Raw genomic sequence first — 19,601 nt, forward strand, 5'->3', positions numbered from 1 at the left:
TTCTAAAAGAATGATTTTAACAAGTCAATCTTAGAATAATCTTTGTTTTTCTATGTTAAATTTAGAGAAAAATTCTAAGGAAATTTTTTATGCAAAATTTAAACCAAAATGAACAAATCAAATGCCCAAGTTGTGGAAGTTTTATCGATATCAGCACTGCTTTATATGCTCAAATTTTAGATAAAGCTAAGCAAGAAATGCTAAAACAAAAAAAAGAATTTGATGATGAGGTAAATGCTAAAAGAGCTGAATACACCAAAGCTTTAAATGATTTAAAAGCTCAAAAGATAGAACAAGAAAAACTCATAAGCGAGCAAGTAAGCCAAAAGCTTCTTTTAGAAAAGCAAAAATTTGAACAAGAACTTCTCACACAAAAGCAAAATTTCCAAAAAGAATTCAGCGAGAAATTTAACAAAGAGCATGAAAATGAAATGAAAATCATGCAAGAAGAACTCGAGAAAAAAAGCAAAGAACTTAGCGAGTTTTTAAGCATAAAGGCTGAAAATGAAAGACTAAAAAGAGAGCAAAAAGAAAATGAAGAAAGATTGAAATTTCAAGCCAAAGAAGAGGCCTTTAAAGAATTTAAAGAACAAGAAAGCAAAAATTTGGAATTTGAAAGAGAAAAAATGCGTCTTGAATTTCAAAAAAGCACTCAAGAGCAAGATCTTAAATACAAAGAACTAGAAACGAATTTTAAAAGCGTAGCCCAAAAGCTAGAAGACGCACAACGCAGGATAGAACAAGGCTCACAGCAACTCCAAGGCGAAGCAGCTGAACTACTCATAGAAGAATACATACAAAGTGAGTATTTAAGTGATGAAGTAAAAGAAGTGCCAAAGGGCGTAAATGGAGCTGATTGTCTGCATATAGTAAAGGATAATTTTGGAAATATTTGTGGAAGTATTTTGTATGAGAGCAAACGCACTAAAGAATTTAATAAAGAATGGCTGGATAAGCTTAAACTAGATAGCATAGCTGCAAAAAGTGATATAGCGGTTTTGATCACAAAAACTATGCCAAAAGATAAAGAAAAAACGCATTTTAAAGAAGGAATTTTGATCTGTACTTTTAATGAATTCAAAGGTGTTTTAGCAGTGCTTAGAGAAAGCATTATAAACGCTTACAAACTCAAAAATGCCTTGCAAAACAAAGATGAAAAAAATCACATTTTATACGAATACTTAAATTCTAAGGAATTTAACACGCAAATCACTTTTATACTCAAAACTTACCAAAATATGAAAGAAGAGTTAGAAGCTGAAAAAAGGGCTTTACAAAATATATGGAAAAAAAGAGAAAGAGCTATAGAAAATCTAAGTTTTAATTCCACTGCCATAGTGAGTTCTTTAAATGCGATATTTAGCGACTTACAAGGTGGAAATTTGATAGGCGAAGAAGGGATTAAAAGTCTTGAAAATTTAGCCAAAGATGAGGATTAATTTTGGGCTAAGCCCAAAATTAATCATTCTCCTGGGAAGTGATTTGGATTTTTCCAAGGTCCGTATTTTACTTTTATGTATTCTTTAGGGTCTAAATTTTGTTGTGGTGAGGCAAAATACTCAGGTTTTAATGATGGGGATTTGCTATAAGCTGTATCAAGTCCTGCACGATTTTCTGTAGTGGTTATAGGCATTCTTACAAAACCTGTATTGACATAAGCTGCTATATCTAGTGCATCTTCATCACTTAATATAGGATTATCTGCACTCGCACCAAAAGGCATGGCTGATTTTAAAAATCTTGCTAAAAATGGTATCATAGCCATGTGTCCACCATCAGGATAGATAAGTAAAGATGGATATAAATGTCCGCTACCTTGTTCGTAATTATCATTTTTTACTCCAAGTCCTCTTTCGCCATGACAAGAAACGCAATTTTCTTCAAAGAGTTTTTTTCCACGCACAGGGTCAGCTGGGCGATTTGGAAAATTCATCTTAGCAAAAAAATCTCCTTCAAGCTTTACGCCGTCTTTGATACCATAGGCTTCTTTTAGCCATTTAAAATAAGCTAAAATTGCTTTCATTTCTTTAGAATCATTAGGAAATCTATGAGAGTCAGTTCCGCCCATTCCGCGAATTCTATCTTCAACGGAGATGATTTTCATCGTTTCTATGTCAAGTCTTGGATAATTGTTTAGGACATTTAAAAATGGAATAACATATTTTTTTGTCCCTGGCAAACCATTGCCATCATTGTCCATGTGACAGGAAATACAGTTTACTTCGTTGCTTGTCTTTTTTAGCTTGCTATAGGGTCCTAGAGTACTTTCTGTCTTGCCTAAAAGCTCTATGCCATAACGGATTAAATCCCCTTGCTTGCCTTTTGGAACATCATTGATGCTTAAATTTTTATTTGGCCATTCTTGTACAGGTCTTTTGGAAAGTTCCTTAAAGTACTCTACTCCTTCCTTGTCGCTTAATTCTTCTCCTACTTTGTAATCACTTACGCTTTTAGCACTAAGACTCAAACTAAGACATAAGCCAAGCAATAAAATGTGTTTTTTCATGATTTTCCTCCTTTTTATTTGTAGTTCAAATTGATTTTAGTGTATTTTTTCTTAAATATTAAGCATAATAAGAATAATTTAAATAAAATTAAATTTTAAAGTGTTACTAAAAGTAATATATTTTTAAAGTATATAATTAATATTTATTAAAATTTTATGATATTAACTTTATGTTAGTTATTTAAATAGTTTATTTTTTATAGAGTTTAGATTTTCTTCTAGATTTTTGAAATTGTTTTCTAAATCTTTTTTTATATCTATAAAGAAAGGATTGCTTAAAGTAGCGATAAGATAATGATTTTCTTTAGAAAAGATATGATTTAAAGTGAAATTTTTATCTTGAAGTTTGATATAAATTTGTTCTTCGTTTTCAAAGCTAGGATTTTTGTTTGCACTTAAAATTTCGAGTAAAATTCCGCAAAAAAAGCGTTTGTTTTCGTCCAAAAACTGAATATCGTAAATTTTAAAATCCTTAAATTCAAAGCAGTTTTGACTTTTAAATTCTTTCAAATCCTTTGTAAGTCCTAGTTTTAAAAAGTCTTTTTGGCTTAAACTTTGCTTTTTAAATTTCGCCCCAAAACGACGCAAAAATAAATTTAAAGCGTCAATTTGTAATTCTTTTTGTGCGAGTTTTAGTTTTTTGGCTGTAAAACGAAAGAAAAAAATACCTACAAAAACAGCTAAAATTACTGCAATTAAGGAATCTCTTATAAAAACAAAGGCTAAAAAGCCTACAAGCAAGGCTTCGATAATGCTTAGGAATTTTAAGATCCCTAAGCGTTTAAGTATATAAAGTCTATTATTTTCTAAGCTTTTTAAATCCATTAAGATTTTGCTTTTTCCATTCTTTTTCTTTGAGTTGGATCAAGATAGCGTTTGCGAACACGCACATTTACAGGCGTAACTTCTACAAGTTCATCTTCTTCTATCCACTCTAAAGCTCTTTCAAGGCTTAATTTTCTAGGTGGTACAAGCTTGATTGCATCATCGCTTCCGCTTGCTCTTACATTGGTAAGATTCTTTCCTTTGATAGGATTAACATCTAAATCATTTGGACGAGAGTGCTCACCTATAATCATACCGGTATAAACTTTAGTTTGAGGCTCTATGAAAAGCACTCCACGCTCTTGAAGGTTAAACAAAGAATACCCCAAAGCTACGCCATTTTCCATAGAAATTAACGCTCCATTGTTACGCTTTTCAACCGCACCACTAAAAGGACGGAATTCTAAAAAACTATGATTCATCACGCCTTCGCCTTTAGTATCGGTTAAAAACTGGCTTCTAAAACCTATAAGTCCGCGTGCTGGAATTTCAAACTCAAGTCTTGTTTGTCCATCGCCTGTTGGTGCCATGGTTTTCATTTCAGCTTTTCTTTTGCCAAGTTTTTCTATTACCGCACCGCTAAATTCTTCAGGTACATCGATAACTAAATGTTCAAAAGGTTCTGTTTTAATCCCATCTTCAACCTTTACGATAACTTCAGGTCTTCCCATACAAAACTCAAAACCTTCACGACGCATATTTTCAGCTAAAATAGTGATTTGAAGTTCGCCCCTACCGCTTACTTTAAATTTGCCTTCGCCTGTGCTTTCGTATTTCATAGCGATATTAGTTTTCATTTCAGCTTCTAAGCGTTCAGCGATTTTATTTGAAGTTACATGTTTTCCTTCAGTTCCTGCCAATGGGCCATCATTTACAGAAAATACTATACTTAAAGTCGGCTCTTCAATGTGTAAAGGATCAAGTGGCATAGGATTGTTTGGATCTACAACGCTATCACCCACATCTAAAGCTTCAAAACCTGCTATAGCTACGATATCTCCACTTCCTGCTTCTTCAATATCCATTTTTTCTAAGCCCATAAAGCCAATGAGTTTTGAAATTCTACCATTTACTTTGGTGCCATCAGCTTTTGCAAGCATTACGCTTTGGTTTTTCTTTACAACCCCATTGAAAATTCTAGCAATGCCTATTTTACCTACGAAATTATCATACCCTAAAGTGAAAACTTGAAGTTGTAAAGGATTGTCATTTGTGCCACTTGGTGCTGGAACGCGTTCAAGTATGGTTTTAAAAAGTGGCTCCATATTATCACTTTCATCGTTTAGATCAAGCTTAGCATAACCATTTTTTGCTGCAGCATAAACTATGGCAAAGTCAAGTTGCTCATCGTTTGCATCTAGGGCTACAAAAAGATCAAAAATTTCATTGATCACTCTTTCAGGATCAGCAGCTGGTTTGTCGATTTTGTTGATTACAACTATAGGTTTAAGCCCTAAAGATAAAGCTTTTTTAACCACGAATTTAGTTTGTGGCATAACGCCTTCTTGAGCATCTACTAAAAGCAAAACTCCATCAATCATTTTTAAAACGCGTTCTACTTCTCCGCCAAAATCAGCATGCCCTGGAGTATCTATGATGTTGATTTTTGTACCTTTGTAATTGATCGCTGTGTTTTTTGAAAGTATGGTAATACCGCGTTCTTTTTCTATATCGTTGCTATCCATAACGCGTTCTGAAATTTGTTCTCTTTCGCTAAAAGTGCCTGATTGTTTTAACAATTCATCTACCATGGTGGTTTTACCATGGTCAACGTGAGCTATAACTGCTATATTTCTAATGTTTTCCAAATTTTCTTCTCCAAAGCTAAATTTTTAAAAGCTTAGATTATACAAAAATTTAACTTAAACTACAAAGTATCAAAACTTGGAACACTTCTTGCTTTAAAAACTTATGAAATTAAAATTTTAAAAAGGAAGTTAAAATGTCAAAACCATTAAATGAAGAGATTTTTGTTGAATTTAAAAGCGATCTAGCTGAAAGAAAAAATGAAGTTTTGCTTCAAGTTTTAGAACTTTTAGAAACTTTTAGATCAGATAAAAACGAAAAAATGGCAAGAATTTCAAGCGAGCTTACAGAAATTTTAGAAAATGAAGAAAATTTAGAGAAAATTTTAAATGCTAAAAATTTAGAAGAGCTTTTAAATATCTTAACTGCTTTAAATGAAGATAAGATGATTAAAGTATATGAAGATTCTTATTTGAAAGAAAAATTTCCTAATGTAATGGTAGATAAATTTTTAAAATAATTTTTTGAAGGAAAAGTGATGTCAAATTTAGCTCCGCAAAATGATGTTTTAAATCTTACGCCGAGTAAAACTTCTACTACTAGTAGTTCTTTTAGTAAAACAAGTAAAAATAAAGAACATGAAAGTAGCGATAGTAAAAATTCAACTCAAGATGATACAGAGAGTTTTTTAAATTCTTTGCTCAATTCTATCGATGAAACTAATGAATTTTTACCTGATCATATGAAGATCAGTCAAAAAGAAGTTGTTAATGAAGCGATGAACAGACTTCAAAAAGGAGCTTTTGATGAGAGTGATAAGATAAGCATTTTCGAATCTGCTTCTTTTATGCAAATTCTTTCTTTGTTGGATAAGCTAAAAACAGATACAGCAGATGTTAAACTGGCAAATCTTTCTACTCAACTTTCGAGTCTTATCAAAACAGAGGCTAATTTTAATGCTTTAAAAGGCGCATCAAATCTTAGTGAGCTTTTGGACATAGCTAAAGATCTGGGCTTAAATGTAAAAAATATTAAAGTAGATCGTCTTCTTGATCTTAAAGCAACTTTTCCAAATTTAGATAAGGCCGATTTTTTTAAAGGTGCTGTGGATAATGTTTTTAAAGAAATCATCAATAATAAAATTTCCAATATGAGTAAAAATTTAAATCACAATTTACAAAATACAACTCATACTACAAGCACTCATTCTACGCAAAAAACAAATTCTAAAGATAGCGGTTCTTTGCTTTCTCAAACTTTAAAAAATTTAGATTCCATGCTTTCATCCAAAGAAAGCAAACACGAAAAAAATGATAAAGTTAAATCAAAAATAGAAGAAGATACCACAGATGCTAAAAATACTTTAAAAAATATCAAAAATGATGAGTTTGCAAAAAATTTAACAGAAGAGTTGAATATAAAAGATAAAAAAAACCAAGATAATTTAAATAAAGATAACAATCTTAAAGATTTGATTAAAGATAGTACAAAACAAGATAAAAATTTAAACAAAGAGTTAAAAGACAATGCAAGCACTCAGGAGCTTACAAATCTTAAAGATTTAAATAAAGAAAACAAAGATTTTAATAAAGAGTTAAATAAAAATCAAGAAAAAAACAATTTAAATCAAGAGAATATACAAGATCAAAATAAAAATTTAAAGAGCAATAATCAAAATTTAAATCTTGATAAAAATTTAAATAAAGAAATTGTCAAAGATGCTCAGAATTTAGTTTCAAATTTAACACAAAAAGATTTTAGTTTAAATAAAGAGCCTAAAAACAACAACAAAGAAAATAAAGATATAAAACAGAATTTCTTTGATCAAAAATTAAATTTTGAAAATTTAAATAAAACTCAAGCAGTTCAAAATAAAGAGAATAATGCTAATTTTAACAACAATACCAATAAAGAAACTTTTACTCAAGAGCAAACAAAAACGCACAGTGAAAATGTAGATAAAAATAATTTAGATGACTTAAATTCTTTAGTCAAAGATTTAAGTAAAGTAACACAAAACAATGCTCGCAATATCACGCCTAAAGAGACTTTGCAGTATTTTTCACAAGATTTAAAAGAGGCTGTAGATCAATATAAAGCGCCTATCACTAAACTTAGTATCACTCTAAATCCTAATAATCTTGGAGAAGTGGAAGTAACTTTGATACAAAGAGGTAATAACCTTCATATCAATTTCAACTCCAATACCAATGCAATGAATTTGTTTATCCAAAATCAAGTCGAGTTTAAAAATTCTCTTGTAAATATGGGATTTACTGGACTTGAAATGAATTTTAGTGATCAAGGTAAAAGAGAGCAAAATCAAAATCAAGGAAAAAATCGTAGTGGATATGGTTTTAAAGATACTTTAGATGGAAAAAATGAAAGTGAAAAAGTCAATCTAGAGCTTGTTTTAGCGAAGTATTTCTAAGTTGGAACACTTATTGCTTTTAATTAAAAAAGACTGAATGTAAAAAAAGGATTTTATCATGGCGACAACAAATTGGAATAGCAATCTTAACTGGACAAATACTGCTAATACTAACCAAACAAGCAACAAGGATACGAAAGTGGATAATTCATCTAGTAGCAATAGCTCTGGTGTGGTTAGTAATCCAAATGCTACCTTAGATAAAGATGCGTTTTTAAAACTTCTTTTGATAGAGCTTCAACATCAAGATCCAACAGATCCTATGGATAGTGATAAAATGCTTACACAAACCTCACAGCTTAGTGCACTTGAAATGCAACAAAATACCAATACAACTATGCAAAAAATGGTTGAAACTATGGAAAAACTTTCCAATTCTTTTAGTACGAGTATGAGTACTGCAGCAGTGGGAGCTATAGGAAAAATGGCTACGGTAAATGAAAACAAAGTCAAATTAACAGGCGCAGATGAGGTTATTGCACTAAAAATGTATTTGCCTGAAGATTCGGATGATAAAGGAATCACCTTAGAGGTTTATGATAAAAATAATAAGTTGGTATTTAGTGAAAAAAGTAATGAGGGAAAAGAAGTATCAAAAGGTTTATTTACATTAGAGTGGCCTGGTAGAAATAATGATGGTGTTTATGCTGGGGATGGAGAGTATAGTGTTAAAGTGGTTTATAATAATAAAAACGGGGAAAAGATCACTGCAAATTATGGAACTTATCCTATAGAGGGTATTAAATTTGTTGATGGGGTTGCTTATGCAAAAATGGGTGGTCAATATGTAAGTTTTGATGATATTGGTGAAATTAGTGATTATAAACTTGGTTCATCTTCAACTTCCGTTGGAGATAGTTCAGGTGGAGACTCAAGTGATGGAGATTCTTCTAATTCTGGATCCACAGAAGAAGGCGACAAAGAGGAAAAGGCATAAGCCATGATGAATTCATTTTATAATGGAATTTCTGGAGTTAAAACAAATAGTTTTGGTATTGATATTTATGCAAATAATATAGCTAATGTTAATACTACAGGTTTTAAGTATTCTGATACTCAATTTAAAGATATTTTTTATAGCACCATAACTACTCAATCAACTAATCCTGCTCAAGGTGGATATGGCTCAGGATCAGCTTCTTCTAATGTGGTTTTTGAACAAGGTTCTCTTGTGGCAAGCGATAGCGAATTTGATGTGGCTTTACAAGGAAAAGGATTTTTTGGGGTTTTGGGGGCGGATGGTAATGCTTACTATACTAGAAATGGATCGTTTAAAAGAGATGCAAATGGATATTTGGTAGATTCTTATGGAAATTTTGTTTTAGGAACAATGAACCCTGCTTTTACCGGTATCAACTATAGCGATAGGGTTGCAGGGCTTATGGGGGATTATCTTAACACAGGAACTCCGGTAAATAATGGTTTTACCGTAAATTCAAATAATTCTTTCAGTATAGGCACAACTGCTTCTCAAGGGGCTATTAAAGTACCTGTGAATATGTATTTACCTCCTCAAGTAACTCAAAATGTAAAATGGAGTGGAAGTTTAAATGCTAACACAACAACAGAAGTGGTCAAAGTGGATCTTGATCCTGGTAAATTTAACATTACAAAAACTGAAGATGGAAAATATTTAGTTAGCGGTAGTGTTAGCAAAGAAGATGTGTTTAGTGCTAAAGCGGGCGATAGGATCATTTTAAATTTCACTGATGATAATGGCGTAAAAACAAGCTTTGAAGCAACTTTAGATGAAAATCTTAATTTTAAAAGCAATGAGCTTGATTTAAAAGGATTGGATGAAAATAGTATTAAGCTTGATACAGCTCAAATTTCAACAGAACAACAAAAAGCCAATAAAGATATTTTAGAATCCCCTATTTATAATGCAGATGGGAGTAAAAGTACTTTAAGGGTTACGCTTGAAAGGGTTTTGCCGCAAGAAGGCGATAATATACAATATAAAGCCATTGCCCAAATTTATGATTCTAATGGCAATGCCGTAGGCAATCCAACTGAAGGAAATATGGTTTTTGATAAAAATGGTGCTTTGCTTCAAAACAATATTACAAGCATTGCAAACCCAAATGGCGGAACAATTAATATTGATTTAGGCTCTCCTTATGATGCTAACAAGCCTGGTTCGGGTTATAGTGGGATTTATATTAAAGAAGGCGTTGAAAAAAATGTAGTTACACAGCAAGATGGTGTAGCCGAAGGATTTTTTAAACAATATGATATATCTGATGATGGAAGTATTGTAGCGCAATTTAGCAATGGTAAAAATGCTATAGTTGGAAAGCTTGCTTTATATAATTTTATCAATGAGCAAGGATTGGCTGCTATGGGCGATAATATCTTTGCTGCAACAGCTAATAGTGGTGAAGCAAGTTTTATTATGAAAAATGGACAGATTGTTAATACAGCCAAATTTAAAGGCGGATTCTTAGAACAATCTAATGTTGATTTAAGCGTAGAGCTTTCAAATCTTATAGTAACTCAAAAAGCCTTTGATGCAAGCTCAAAAAGCATTACCACAAGCGATCAAATGATACAAAAGGCTATTAATATGAAAAGATAATTTTTAGGAATTATCTTTTTCTAGTTTTTCAAAAATAATTTTAATTTCTTCTATGTCGCTTTCGCTATAATCATGACTTGATTTAATATAGCTTGCTTGTTGCCCTTTTTCAAGGTATAAAACTTTTTCATAATCTTTTAAATTTATTTGATGCTTTAGTTCAAGCTCGGTGTTTGTTTTAGGATAAAATTTTAAAAAATTATCCTCTCCAATATTTTCGGCTTTTATGTATATTTTTACATTATAAACCATTTCATCTAAAAAATTTAGCTTTGCGTCAATATGATATTTTAATTTTATAAGTTTTTTATACAAGACACTAAGATGATTATATTTTTTTATGATATCACGATAAAGATTTGAAAATTTCATATCTATAGCATTAAGTTTTTCAGTTTTTTGAAGTTTGATAATCTTGATTTGATTTTTGATTAGATAATCATAGTAATTTTGCATTTGACTTATGATATTATCAAGTTTACTCTTTGTTTTAAGGCTTAAATTTGTAAGATTTTCAGTTTCTGAGTTTGATTTATTGTTAATAAAATCTAGTGGAGAAATTACAATATTATTTTTAAATTTTATATTATTTGTTATGATTAGATTTTTTTTGGGATATAAGATATTATCTGCTAATAAATTGCAAATATAAATATTTTCTGCTTCTATTTTTCCACCCATGCAGTTTTCAACAAATACATTTTTGGCTATAACTATCCCGTTTTCTAAATTTTTTATATACACAGTATCAGCTTGCAAAGTTCCTTTGTGTGTTATAATAAAAATATCTTGTGCAAAAATTTCGCTTTTTGCATGAGTTAGGCCTTTGATGCTGATATTTCTTCCATAAAGTTTTGTCGCTCCAATGCTTCCATTTACTTTTATGTCTGAAGCTTGAACATTTACAATGCCTGATTTAACAGCATCATCATTTATATCAAAATTAGTGATTTCTAAGTTTATATTTTCATCAGTATTTGTTTTGATTGAACCGGTTGTTTTAAGTCCTACTTGTGATAATTTTAAATTATTTGTAACGCTATATCCTGATCGGTCTTTATTTAAAAATCCATAATTTGCACTAAAATATTTAATTCTATCTTCTAGTTCTTCTGTATAAATGCTTTCATCTTTTATGATAAAAGGATTATCAAAAAAAGCTATTGGATTTAAATGAAGGATTTCTCCTCTTAAATTTCTACCTTCTTTTCCAAGAATTCTATAAATGTATTCAAAAAGTAGCTCATTTTTTTCAATAGGTTTACAGTAGCTTCCTTCATCATAGCTAATATTTTCGTCAAAACATTCTTCGTTAACATCTCTATGATAAATAATTTCATCGCTTTTATGTTCAATCTTATCTACACCTTTGGCAATTTCAAGCTCTATTTCTTTAATAGATGGATTTTTTTGTATTGATAAGATAAAATCATCAATCTTGTCAAATAAATTTTTATCAAGTCTTAAGATTAAAAATTTTTGCTTGATCATTACTTTATAAATATTTTGCAAAATGTCAAATTTTAAATTTGGATAGTATTTAAAATTATCCAAAAAATTAATATTGACCTTAAGATAAGTTAAACTAGGATTAGATTTAAGCTTAACCACGAAACAATTTTTTTGTGTTTTTGGATAAATTTCTATAAGAAATTTTTGCACCATGGTATTGTAATTTTTTACAAAAAAATCATCCGCATAAAATAAGTCAAAATCCTTTCTTTCATAAGTTTTTGTTTTTGCTGGTTTTATATTAGAACACAGAAGTTTAAAATCTATAATTCTAAAATCAAGAATTTGATCTGTGCTGGCTTGTTCATATTTTAAACTTTCAAAAGGATTGAAAGTTTCTAAAGTTTTTATTTCATAGCTCATCATTACACTCCTATGTTTTCGAGGATATGATTTAACATTTCATAATTTTGATTTAAATCAATATGATCTAAATGCACTAAAATTTGTCCACATTTTTCACATTTTAAAGTATTTTCTTTGCTAACAAGTTCTTCGTGTATGGTTTGTGGAACTGCATGAGTACGCAAATAACAGTTGCAAATATAATCATAGGTTTTTTCAGTCTTTAAATCTTGCCTAATTGATTTTAATTTTATGTATTGCTCTAGATTATAATGAATCTCTTGAAGATGTAGAGCTTTTTTGTGAAGTTAGCTATCCATAAATCTTCAATAGCAAAATGATCTAAAATCCAATCTTTGGTCAATGTTGAAAGTTCAAATGACATTTTAACAATATCATTTGAGTGTTCTAAAAGTTCTTTAGTCTTTTTTAATAATATTTGATGAGATTTTCTATGTTCTTCAATTAAAGGAAAATCAATGCTTTCCATAAATTTTTCTTCATCTTTGAAATGAATTTTTACATATTGGAATAACTTTGTAAGAATTTGTTTTAAATCATTTTTGTGTTGCACATCATTATCTTGAATTTTTAAAGCTAAATCGTTTGCAATTTCAGCAATTTCAAAAATTAGTTCGTGTTGTTTATCTAATTGTATGTTTTTAATGCTAAAATCTTTACTCCATTTGATTTCCATGATTTTTCCTTAAAAATTTTATATAATATATCTATATAATCGTATTTCCTTGAAAAAAACAATAATTTTGCAAATTAAATTTAAAAATTTATATAAAATATAACCAATTTGTTACATATTTATACATTTTTATATTTAGTTTTTATAGCTCAACACTTTTTAAGTATATTATGATATAATTTCTTTGCCTTTTCTTAGACCTGTGCAATGCTATTTTTAAGCACCGCTTCAGGGTGGGAACACAGCAGAGCACTTGATTTTAGTGTGTGCCGCAGTTATCTGGGGAAGGGTTTTCTTCATTTAAAATTCCCTATTTATTTTTCAATTAGACTAGCTTCTTTATAAAGTAAAAATTATGTATATTTGTAACAATAAATTAAAAATTTATTTAAAAATTATAATTTTAAGATTTATTAAAATATTAGTTAACTAGAATTTAAGCATTGCAAATTACATTACCAATATCAAAGGATAAACAATGGATAGAAAGAAAATTCCCTTGTTGGTGCTGTGTATTTTAATTGCAGCTGTGTTTTGGCTTATACCTACTCCTGTAGGTTTGGAAGATAATTCTTGGCATTTTCTTGGGCTTTTTATTGCTGTGATTATGGCAGTGATTTTACAAGTAATGCCTTTGGGGGCTGTTTGTATGGTAGCTATTGCCATAGTAGCTCTTAGCGGCATTACCACTACCCAAAGTTCTGTGCGTGCTACACATATAAAAACTCTTGAGGGAATTGTTTTAAGAGATAATTCTAATATCTATAAAACAACTATGGATGAGGCAGTTGAAGCCACTATTTTGCAGGCTTTAATCAATGCTAATATAAGTAGAAATTTAAAAGCAAAAGTTAATGAAATTTTAAAATCAAGCACAGATATAAATTACCAGATTGAAAATCTAAGTAAAATTTACACCAAGGCTACTTCAAAAACTTCTACGCAACAACTTATTGATGAGACTAAAATTTCAGCTTTAAATACTTTAGCACTTGATTTTTTATCTCAAAAGAGTATAGATGAAAAGGTAAATACTGCTATATCAAATTTAAAATCTAAAACAGGTATAAAAGATGCTTTAAGTGGTTTTTCAAATTCTCTTATTTGGCTTATAGTGATTTCTATTATTGTGGCTCGTGGAGTTATTAAAACAGGACTTGGAGAGCGTTTGGCTTATCATTTTATCAGTATTTTTGGTAAAAAAACCTTAGGTATTGCTTATTCTATAGCTTTTTGTGAAACCATTTTAGCTCCAGTTACTCCTTCAAATACTGCAAGAGCAGGGGCTATCATAAATCCTATAGTTCAAGCTATTGCAAGAAGTTTTAAATCCACTCCTGAAGATGGAACGCAAAATAAAATAGGCACTTATCTTTCTTTGGTAAATTATCAAGCTAATCCTATTTCATCAGCTATGTTTATTACAGCTACAGCTCCAAATCCTTTGGTGGTTGATCTTATAGCACAAGCTACAAATTTAGAAGTGCATTTAACTTGGGGGCAATGGGCTTTAGGAATGTTTTTACCTGGTATAGCTGCTATGCTTTTGATGCCTTTGGTGCTTTATTTTCTCTCTCCGCCAGAAATTAAATCCACGCCTAATGCTTCCACTTTTGCTAAAGATAAATTGAAAGAACTTGGAAAAATGAAAAATAGTGAAAAAATAATGCTCAGTGTTTTTGTCTCGCTTTTACTTTTATGGGCTGGAACTTTGGGCTTGTTTTTTGGAATTTCTCTTGATGCGACTAGCGTGGCTTTGCTTGGGTTGTCTTTGGTGTTAATTAGTGGAGTTTTAACTTTTGGGGAAGTTTTGGCTGAAAAAGCTGCTTGGAATACTTTAGTATGGTTTTCAGCTCTTGTAATGATGGCAACTTTGCTTGGCAAACTTGGTGTTACTCAGTTTTTAGCTGAAGTTTTAGGTGAATTTGCTTCTGCTATGGGACTTGGGGAAATTTCTATTATGATATTTTTAAGCCTTGCTTTTTTATATACGCACTATTTCTTTGCTTCTACTACAGCTCATATATCAGCAATGTTTTTTGTTTTTTATAGTGCAGGGCTTGCTTTAGGAGCACCACCACTTCTTTATGCTTTTATTATGATAGCTTCAGGTAATGTTATGATGGCATTAACTCACTATGCAACAGGAACAGCTCCTGTTATTTTTGGAACAGGCTATGTAACTCTTAAAAAATGGTGGAGTATAGGTTTTGTGATTTCCATAGTTGATATAGTAGTGATGATAGCTGTTGGACTTATTTGGTGGAAAATTTTAGGATTTTATTAATAATTTCTAGGAATTAATTCCTAGAAATTATTCTATAAAACCGCTTGCTATGACTTTATCATGATCATAAAAGACTGCCATTTGTCCGCTAGCAAGTCCATAAACAGGATCTTTTAGAGTGATTTTTGCACTTTTATCTTTATAAATTTCTACCTTACAAGGTGTAGATTTTGAACGATAGCGGATTTTTACTTCGCAATCAAGCTCTTTAGCATCTATAAAAAGATTGATATTTTTTAGCTTAAATTCACTGATTTTAAGTTCTTCTTTGGTTCCTACGATGATTTGATTTTGCTTGGGATTGATTTTTAAAACAAAATGTGGTTCATGTGCCCCACGCACTTCAAAGCCTCTTCTTTTACCTATAGTATAGTGCATATAGCCCTCATGTTTGCCTACTACTTTTCCGCTGCTATCTAATACTTCTCCAGGAATTTTTGTATCCATAAATTGATCTAAAACTTGCACATAAGTATCTTCAACAAAGCAAATTTCAGAACTTTCCTTTTGAGTGGCAAAAGATTTTAAAACCTCTATAGTGGAAGCAAATTTTTTCACATCTTCTTTTTTCATTTCGCCTAGCGGAAAAATAAGATATTTTAAAGCTTCTTTATCTGCACTGGCTAAAAAATAGCTTTGATCCTTGCTTTCATCTACTGCGGTTTTTATTAAGTTGTTTTCAAGTCTTGCATAATGTCCTGTGGCAAGTTTTTCACAACCTAAACTTTTAGCAAATTCTAAAAGTTTTCCAAGTTTGATAAAACGGTTACATAAAGCGCAAGGATTTGGTGTTTTACCCTCTTTATAAGTATCTACAAAAGGCATATAAACTTTGTTTTTAAAATCTTCTTGTAAGTCTAAAATATGATAAGGAATTTGTAAAAAATTTGCAACTTTTTCTACTTTTTTGATATTTTCTTCGTGGTAATTTGGTTTGCCATGAAGCTTCATATAACAACCTATAACTTCATGACCTAAATTTTTAAGTTTATAAGCAGTGACTGTACTATCAACTCCACCGCTCATAGCGACTAGAATTTTCATTAAATTTCCTTTAAAGTATTAATTATAAAATCCAAGTCGTCAGTGATTTTATACTTTAACTCATCTCCTTTAGAAATCACTTCAAGTTTGAGCAAAGAATTTCTGACGAACTCATCAAAACCTCGCCAAAATTCACTCCCAAACAAAACAATAGGAACATCTTTTTTAAATTCTAATTGTTTTAATGTAAGAATTTCACACAATTCATCAAGTGTTCCAAAGCCGCCCGGGAAGATCACAAAAGCTAGACTCTTTTCAATAAGAGCCATTTTGCGTATGGCTAAGCTCTCAAAAGTAATATTATATTCTACAAAATCATTAAGTTTTTGCTCGTGAGGTAAAAATATATTAAACCCTACAGAACTCATTGAATTTGTATTATTTTTTTGTGAAAAAGCACCTTCGTTGGCTGCACGCATAATACCTCCTCCTCCACCGCTTATCACACAAAAACCATTTTGAACACATTTTTGTGCCAAAATTTTAGCCTGCTGATAATAAAAATTATCTTCTTTAAGTCTTGCTGAACCAAAAAAAGTAACAGCCTTTTCTAGTTCGGGTATATTTTCAAATTTTTCAACATCTTTTATGATTTTTGTATCCATCAAATACCTTTTTTAGCAAAACTATAAAAAATGATTATAGCTAATTTTTTTAAATTTATAGAGTAATTTTATCTTAATTGCTCTAATCTTTCTTTTTTAGATCCGATTTCTGTGATTTGAACACCAAAGTTACCATCGACAATTACTACTTCACCATAAGCAATTCTTTTATCTCCGATTAAAATTTCAAGCGGATCATTTGCAAGTTGATTAAGCTCTACAACTGAACCTATATCCATAGTTAAAACATCTTTTAAAAGCATTTTTTTATTGCCTATACGCACACGAACAGGTAAGCGTACATCCATGATAAGATTGATATTTTTAAGTTCTTCGCTAAGCATGATTGTTTTTTCTTCAGTATTGTGATTAGAATCAGTGCTTACATTTCCTGTTTCAGCAGGTTTCCCGCTTAGGATGTTATGGAGTGTTTGATCCATGGCTAAAGAAACTTGTTCTTCTAAATCGCCTATTTTTACATCATATAAAAATAATTTTTTAAAATCTTTAAAATCTACGCTTTCAGGCACAAATTCACAAGATTCTATACTAAAATCCATTTTTGGAATGTCTTTTTGGGCTCCTAAGGTTGTAGAAAATGCTGAAACGATGTTTTGGATAGCTTCTTTAGCTGCATCCATTTCATCAGGACCTAGTTTATCGTTTTTGGTGATCTCTTCTTCACCCATCATCCATTCACCAATAGCACTCATTAAAACAGCACCAGCTAAAATTCCTATTTTTCCACCATTTGCTATATCAAATATAGCATACACTAAAGGTGCTTTTAAAGTATCACTTGCATTGACATCAAATTCTTTATATTCGCTAAATTCAGCACTTTTTCCTGTTAAACCTTCAATGGTGCTGATGCATTCATTTGTAAACATTTTTAAAAAATCATTGATCATATTTCTTCATCCTCCTCTTCAGGCTCATCATAAACACTAGCTTTAGCTTTACGTTCTTCTTCGTATTTTTCCAAAATTTCTTTGATTTCATCTTTATCTGTGCGTATGAGTTCTAAAATTTTAATAGATTTTCTAAAACGATGCAATCCAATTTGTGCTAAGAAAACATCTTTTTTATCGATGCTTACTATAGCTTTATCATCTGCTTCTCTATCAAGCCTTAAAATATCGCCTTGTTTAAGTTCTAAAAATTCATGAACATTAATTAAGGTTTTTCCTAAAATTGCCTCATATACCACTTCAGCACGACCGATTAAAGTTTTAAGTTCTTTGTTACGTGATTTTTTGGCTGAGGTTTCACCCATCATAATATCGCGGTTTGCCAAACGGCTTAATATACTTTCTAAATGCACTACAGGATAGCAGATATTTACCATTCCGCTTGAATTTCCTATGATGATTTCCATTACCACCATGATAACAATCTCATTTTGAGATACGATTTGTACAACATTTGGACTTGATTCTTTAGCTTCAATACTAGGATAAATTTCAGTTACAGTAGCCCAGCTTTCTTTAAGTCTTTGCATAATGATACGCAAAATAGAATCAAGCAAATTAAGCTCAATATCCGTAAGCTCACGCGAAGCTTCATAGCTATCACCTTGACCACCTAAAAGCCTGTCTATCATAGGAAAAGCTATGCTTGGATTGATTTCTAAAACACAGTTTCCATCTAAGGGTTTGATAGAAAAAACGTTAAAGCTTGTTGGACTTGGTAAAGACATTAAAAATTCTCCATAAGTCATTTGATCGACTGAATGAAGTTTAGTTTCAACAATACTTCTCATCATCGATGAAATTTGAGAGGCTAAATTTCTTGCTAATTTATCATGTATGCCTTTGATTGTCCTAAGTTGTTCTTTTGAAACTCTGTTGGGACGCTTAAAATCATATACAACGATATTTCTTTCATCTTTTTCATCTTTTGAATTTGAGGCTATGGGTGTGTCGGTGTTATCATCGACAACTTCAAGCAGGGCATCAATTTCTTCTTGGGAAAGTATCTCAGCCATTACACTAGCCTTTCTCTAAGTTTTTTAAGGAGTTTTTTGTGAATTTGTGAAATTCTGCTTTCACTGATTTGTAAAATTTCACTGATTTCTTTTAGGCTTAATTCTTCATAATAATAAAGCTGAATAATTAACTGATCGCGCTCTTTAAGATCATCTAGCACTTTGTGAATTTTTTCTAAAAGTTCTTCTTTTTCAATTTTTTCTAAAGTATTGTCTTCGTTATAAAGTTCGATTTGCTCATCGATGGGCAGGGTATAGCTAATAGCATGAGCTGTTCTTACCTCTTTGATTTTTTCTACATCTAAATCAAGTTTTTTGGCTAGATACTCATCATCAGGTTCGCATTCATTCTCAAGGAAATATTCATCCATGATTGCATCAATATCTTTAATAATTTTGCGATTATTGCGACTCATTACATCAAGACTTCTAAGATAATCAAGCATAGAGCCATTAACTCTTTTTCTTGCAAAACCCCAGAAGTTATCATTTTGTTCTTTATCGTAACGGCGTGAAAGCTTTATCATTTCTTCAACGCCTATGCTAATAAGATCATTAACATCTATGCTTGAAGGCAAGCGTTCTTTTAGTCTAAAAGCCATAGCACGTAGGGCTGGCATGTAAGAAAGCACAAGCTCATCTTGCTCTTTCTTTAGCATTTGTGCATAAGCTTTAGGCGGCTCTTTTAGCATTTCTTCGTCTTTCTTTGGATTCATTTTTCTTTAGCTCTTCTCTTTCTTCATTGAGCTTTTCTAAAATTATATCCATTTTCTTTTCACGAATAACTAAATCGTTGATAATATTATTGCTAGTTTTTTCATAATCGTGTTTATTAAAGATTCTGCCACTAATTTTCTTTACATCTATAAAATTCATAATAGCAATATGAACAAAAACATAAAACATAAAAGTAATAAAACAAGTAAAAATCAGTATATCAAAGGCTTCATCTATACTAATAATGCTAAATGCAAGTCCTATAAAAAATCCACAAACAGTGAAAAATGCTACGTAATTTTCTGGCCTCATAATCTCTTC

16 protein-coding genes, 1 other RNA gene and 1 pseudogene are annotated in these 19,601 nt (G+C 30.8%); 7 read left to right on the forward strand and 11 right to left on the reverse strand.

Annotation, left to right across the window (positions count from 1 at the left end; genetic code table 11):
- Nucleotides 1-89 precede the first annotated feature (89 nt).
- Nucleotides 90-1,439, forward strand: coding sequence for a DUF2130 domain-containing protein (locus AJ939_RS08525; protein ID WP_070276098.1), 1,350 nt, complete (start codon nucleotides 90-92; stop codon nucleotides 1,437-1,439).
- A 23-nt stretch (nucleotides 1,440-1,462) separates the two neighbouring features.
- Here the strand turns inward: AJ939_RS08525 and AJ939_RS08530 are convergent, their stop codons facing one another.
- The 3 genes from AJ939_RS08530 to typA all read right to left on the reverse strand — a co-directional run bounded on the left by AJ939_RS08530 (nucleotide 1,463) and on the right by typA (nucleotide 5,139).
- A complete protein-coding gene (locus tag AJ939_RS08530) occupies nucleotides 1,463-2,506 on the reverse strand; it encodes a c-type cytochrome (protein ID WP_070276099.1) in 1,044 nt (347 codons plus the stop codon).
- Nucleotides 2,507-2,683: 177 nt separating this feature from the next.
- Entirely contained in the window at nucleotides 2,684-3,331 is a 648-nt protein-coding gene (locus AJ939_RS08535; protein ID WP_070240497.1) for a poly(A) polymerase, read from the reverse strand.
- Nucleotides 3,331-5,139 carry a translational GTPase TypA gene (gene typA, locus AJ939_RS08540; RefSeq protein ID WP_070276100.1) on the reverse strand — a complete coding sequence of 603 codons (1,809 nt, stop codon included), beginning with the start codon at nucleotides 5,137-5,139 and terminating at the stop codon, nucleotides 3,331-3,333. The genes AJ939_RS08535 and typA overlap by 1 nt, the downstream gene beginning before the upstream one ends.
- A 134-nt stretch (nucleotides 5,140-5,273) precedes the next feature.
- On the opposite strand from typA, the gene AJ939_RS08545 reads away from it, so the two are divergent.
- Genes AJ939_RS08545 through AJ939_RS08560 form a run of 4 tightly spaced genes read left to right on the forward strand, consistent with a single transcriptional unit; the run spans nucleotide 5,274 to nucleotide 10,086 of the window.
- Complete coding sequence (locus tag AJ939_RS08545; RefSeq protein ID WP_002868349.1) at nucleotides 5,274-5,597, forward strand: hypothetical protein; 324 nt, start codon at nucleotides 5,274-5,276, stop codon at nucleotides 5,595-5,597.
- Nucleotides 5,598-5,612: 15 nt separating this feature from the next.
- The gene (locus AJ939_RS08550; RefSeq protein WP_079860502.1) at nucleotides 5,613-7,508 is read left to right on the forward strand and encodes a flagellar hook-length control protein FliK; all 1,896 of its coding nucleotides are present in this window, start codon (nucleotides 5,613-5,615) and stop codon (nucleotides 7,506-7,508) included.
- Nucleotides 7,509-7,566: 58 nt separating this feature from the next.
- Nucleotides 7,567-8,445 (forward strand): flagellar basal body rod modification protein, encoded by an 879-nt coding sequence (locus tag AJ939_RS08555; RefSeq protein ID WP_096738025.1) that lies wholly within the window; start codon nucleotides 7,567-7,569, stop codon nucleotides 8,443-8,445.
- Between the two features lie 3 nt (nucleotides 8,446-8,448).
- Nucleotides 8,449-10,086, forward strand: a complete 1,638-nt coding sequence (locus AJ939_RS08560; RefSeq protein ID WP_070276102.1) for a flagellar hook-basal body complex protein — start codon at nucleotides 8,449-8,451, stop codon at nucleotides 10,084-10,086.
- A 3-nt stretch (nucleotides 10,087-10,089) separates the two neighbouring features.
- Here the strand turns inward: AJ939_RS08560 and AJ939_RS08565 are convergent, their stop codons facing one another.
- Nucleotides 10,090-11,961, reverse strand: coding sequence for a flagellar assembly protein A (locus AJ939_RS08565; RefSeq protein ID WP_070276149.1), 1,872 nt, complete (start codon nucleotides 11,959-11,961; stop codon nucleotides 10,090-10,092).
- A 2-nt stretch (nucleotides 11,962-11,963) separates the two neighbouring features.
- Nucleotides 11,964-12,640: pseudogene (locus AJ939_RS08570) on the reverse strand (hemerythrin family protein).
- Nucleotides 12,641-12,831: 191 nt separating this feature from the next.
- Between AJ939_RS08570 and ffs the strand changes: the two are divergent.
- Nucleotides 12,832-12,929, forward strand: an RNA gene (ffs, locus tag AJ939_RS08575) — signal recognition particle sRNA small type.
- Between the two features lie 189 nt (nucleotides 12,930-13,118).
- Entirely contained in the window at nucleotides 13,119-14,927 is a 1,809-nt protein-coding gene (locus tag AJ939_RS08580; protein ID WP_070276103.1) for a DASS family sodium-coupled anion symporter, read from the forward strand.
- 27 nt (nucleotides 14,928-14,954) lie between these two features.
- On the opposite strand, the gene mnmA is transcribed toward AJ939_RS08580, so the two are convergent.
- The 6 genes from mnmA to AJ939_RS08610 form a co-directional block, all read right to left on the reverse strand.
- The gene (gene mnmA / locus AJ939_RS08585; RefSeq protein ID WP_070276104.1) at nucleotides 14,955-15,971 is read right to left on the reverse strand and encodes a tRNA 2-thiouridine(34) synthase MnmA; all 1,017 of its coding nucleotides are present in this window, start codon (nucleotides 15,969-15,971) and stop codon (nucleotides 14,955-14,957) included.
- Nucleotides 15,971-16,576, reverse strand: coding sequence for a TIGR00730 family Rossman fold protein (locus tag AJ939_RS08590; protein ID WP_070276105.1), 606 nt, complete (start codon nucleotides 16,574-16,576; stop codon nucleotides 15,971-15,973). Before AJ939_RS08590 ends, mnmA begins: the two co-directional genes overlap by 1 nt.
- A gap of 68 nt (nucleotides 16,577-16,644) precedes the next feature.
- Nucleotides 16,645-17,487 (reverse strand): flagellar motor switch protein FliY, encoded by an 843-nt coding sequence (fliY, locus tag AJ939_RS08595; RefSeq protein WP_070210676.1) that lies wholly within the window; start codon nucleotides 17,485-17,487, stop codon nucleotides 16,645-16,647.
- On the reverse strand, nucleotides 17,484-18,563 hold the full coding sequence (gene fliM, locus AJ939_RS08600; protein WP_002851710.1) for a flagellar motor switch protein FliM: 1,080 nt from the start codon (nucleotides 18,561-18,563) through the stop codon (nucleotides 17,484-17,486). The genes fliY and fliM overlap by 4 nt, the downstream gene beginning before the upstream one ends.
- On the reverse strand, nucleotides 18,563-19,255 hold the full coding sequence (locus AJ939_RS08605; protein ID WP_032603269.1) for an RNA polymerase sigma factor FliA: 693 nt from the start codon (nucleotides 19,253-19,255) through the stop codon (nucleotides 18,563-18,565). Before AJ939_RS08605 ends, fliM begins: the two co-directional genes overlap by 1 nt.
- The gene (locus AJ939_RS08610) at nucleotides 19,236-19,592 is read right to left on the reverse strand and encodes a hypothetical protein (protein WP_002854547.1); all 357 of its coding nucleotides are present in this window, start codon (nucleotides 19,590-19,592) and stop codon (nucleotides 19,236-19,238) included. The genes AJ939_RS08605 and AJ939_RS08610 overlap by 20 nt, the downstream gene beginning before the upstream one ends.
- Nucleotides 19,593-19,601: the final 9 nt, after the last annotated feature.

Origin of the sequence: Campylobacter sp. BCW_6889 (assembly GCF_001762535.1) — a bacterium.
Taxonomy (GTDB): Bacteria; Campylobacterota; Campylobacteria; order Campylobacterales; family Campylobacteraceae; genus Campylobacter_D; species Campylobacter_D jejuni.